At 72.0% G+C, this 2,318-nt stretch carries 3 protein-coding genes; 1 reads left to right on the forward strand and 2 read right to left on the reverse strand.

Features of this window, described 5'->3' with window-relative positions; all coding sequences use genetic code 11:
- Nucleotides 1-138: 138 nt before the first annotated feature.
- Nucleotides 139-432 carry a hypothetical protein gene (locus tag IE249_RS01175; protein WP_189702859.1) on the reverse strand — a complete coding sequence of 98 codons (294 nt, stop codon included), beginning with the start codon at nt 430-432 and terminating at the stop codon, nt 139-141.
- A 166-nt stretch (nt 433-598) separates the two neighbouring features.
- Here IE249_RS01175 and IE249_RS01180 point away from each other — a divergent pair, with 166 nt between their 5' ends.
- Complete coding sequence (locus IE249_RS01180) at nt 599-1,162, forward strand: hypothetical protein (RefSeq protein ID WP_189702860.1); 564 nt, start codon at nt 599-601, stop codon at nt 1,160-1,162.
- 12 nt (nt 1,163-1,174) lie between these two features.
- Here IE249_RS01180 and IE249_RS01185 read toward each other — a convergent pair whose 3' ends face one another.
- On the reverse strand, nt 1,175-2,185 hold the full coding sequence (locus tag IE249_RS01185) for an LLM class F420-dependent oxidoreductase (protein WP_189702861.1): 1,011 nt from the start codon (nt 2,183-2,185) through the stop codon (nt 1,175-1,177).
- Between the last annotated feature and the right edge of the window lie 133 nt (nt 2,186-2,318).

The raw sequence follows: 2,318 nt of genomic DNA on the forward strand, positions 1-2,318 counted from the left end.
TGCTCGCCGTGGCCGCGCTCGGCGGCCATGAGGCCACCTGTACGGTCTTCGCGGGCGACCGGCTGCCCAGGGGCCTGGAGACGGACTGCTGCGACTGACCGGCCGCCGCGGCGTTCCGGTGAACGCCGCGGCACGGTGTCAGTGGCGGTGCATGCGGTTGGCGATGGCGTGGCCGACGAACAGGTACACCACGGCCGCCAGGCCGTAGCCGGCCACCACGCGCGCCCATGCCTTGTCGAAGGTGAACAGGTCACGCGACCAGCCGGCGAGCCAGTTGGCCGCGTCGTGGACGAACTGGACCAGCTGGTTGGCCCGGTTGGCGTCCAGCAGATACATGAGGATCCAGAGTCCGAGGATGACGGCCATGATGTCCGCGACCACCGCGATGACCGTACCGGCGGAGTTGGAACCCGTGCGATATCGAGGGGACATGCCTTTCCGTCTGGCCCCGGAATCCTGATTGAAACCTGTAACGCGTACGGGGAGTGACGGCCGGCGCACCGACCGAAGCACTCGGGTCCCCCCTGTTTCGCAGGTCACCGGTGGGATCACACGGAGCTGCGGAGCACACGAGCGACACCCCTAACGGGAGGACACCGTGCCCGTATCCCTACGCCGCCTCGCGGTGGCGCTCACCGTCTGCTGCGCCCTGCTCGCCGGATCCACCGCCTGGGCCGCGAGTCAGGAGACCGCACCCCGCAGCCCCACCGTCGCCGTCGCGGCGGCCACACCGAGCCCCAGCACCTCCGCGGAGAAGCAGAAGTTCGCCAAGACCCGCTTCGTCGCCAACGCGGCCCTGGCGGCCGGGGCCACCTACGAATGGATCTACAAGCCGTACAAGGAGGGCAAGTTCAAGAAGGGCGCCCACGGGCGCAAGGTCACCCTCATCAAGGCGGGTCTGGCGGGCGCCTTCACCTACAACCGGCTCAAGGCGGCCGTGCGCAACGCCCAGGGCGACCCGACGCTGTCCAAGGCCCTGGCCCCACTGCAGGCGGCGATCACCAACCTGAAGGACCTGCCGGCCAAGCTGCGCAAGGGCGACGGCTCGGCGGCGAACAGCTTCAACGACACCATCAACAAGGTGAAGGAAGCGGGCAAGAGCGCGGGCGCGGAGGTCAAGAACAAGGTGCCGTCCACCTCCGAGCTCAACAACGGCTCCTAGGAGCCCGTGGGTTCAGCCGCTCAGCTCGGCCAGCACCCGCAGGGTGCGGGGGTCCGGGGCGAGGGCCAGCAGGTCCGTCACCGGGCCCTCGCGCCATGCCGCCAGCCGCTCGGCGACGCGCTCGCGCGGGCCCACCAGGGAGATCTCGTCGGCGAAGGCGTCCGGCACGGCCCGTACGGCCTCCTCGCGGCGGCCGGCGAGGAACAGCTCCTGGATCCGCCGCGCCTCGGCCTCGTAGCCCATGCGGGCCATCAGGTCGGCGTGGAAGTTGCGGGCCGCGTGCCCCATGCCGCCGATGTAGAAGCCCAGCATCGCCTTGACCGGCAGCAGCCCCTCGGCGACGTCGTCGCACACCCGCACCTGCGCCATGGGGGCGACGAGGAAGTCCTTCGGCAGGGCGGCGAGCGCGGGACCGTAGACCTCGGGCCGGGTGGGCGCCCAGTACAGCGGCAGCCAGCCGTCGGCGATGCGGACCGTCTGGGCCACGTTCCTCGGCCCCTCGGCGCCGAGCAGGACCGGCAGATCCGGGCGCAGGGGGTGCGTGATCGGTTTGAGCGGCCTGCCCAGGCCGGTGGCGTCCGGGCCGCGGTAGGGGTGCGCGTGGAAGCGGCCGTCCAGCTCCACCGGCGCCTCGCGGCGCAGCACCTGCCGTACGACGTCGACGTACTCCCGGGTCGCGGTCAGCGGCGAGTGCGGGAAGGGGCGCCCGTACCACCCCTCGACGACCTGCGGTCCGGACAGCCCGAGGCCGAGCATCATCCGGCCGCCGGAGAGGTGGTCGAGGGTCAGCGCGTGCATCGCGGTGGTGGTGGGCGGCCGGGCCGCCATCTGCGCGACCGCCGTGCCCAGCCGGATCGTCGACGTGCCGGCCGCGATCCAGGTGAGCGGGGTGAACGCGTCCGAGCCCCAGGACTCGGCCGTCCACACCGAGTGGTAGCCCAGCCGCTCCGCCTCCTGGGCCAGCGAGAGGTGGTCCGCGGCGGGCCCGCGCCCCCAGTAGCCGAGTGCCAGACCGAGCCGCATGCCACCGTCCCTCCGACCGCCGGATACTGACGGTACGTCAGTCAAAGTGCTGCGACTGTACGGCAACGGCCCCCCGCCCGGAAGGGCGAGGGGCCGTGAGGAAGCCGGGCCGCGCGGGACGGCCGCGCGGGGT

It is taken from the genome of Streptomyces anandii JCM 4720 (assembly GCF_014650655.1).
Lineage (GTDB): Bacteria > Actinomycetota > Actinomycetes > Streptomycetales > Streptomycetaceae > Streptomyces > Streptomyces anandii.

Excerpts from the sequence above, each read along its gene's own strand:
- IE249_RS01175 (WP_189702859.1), bottom strand. The coding sequence starts at position 432 with ATGTCCCCTCGATATCGCACGGGTTCCAACTCCGCCGGTACGGTCATC.
- IE249_RS01185 (WP_189702861.1), bottom strand. The coding sequence starts at position 2,185 with ATGCGGCTCGGTCTGGCACTCGGCTACTGGGGGCGCGGGCCCGCCGCG.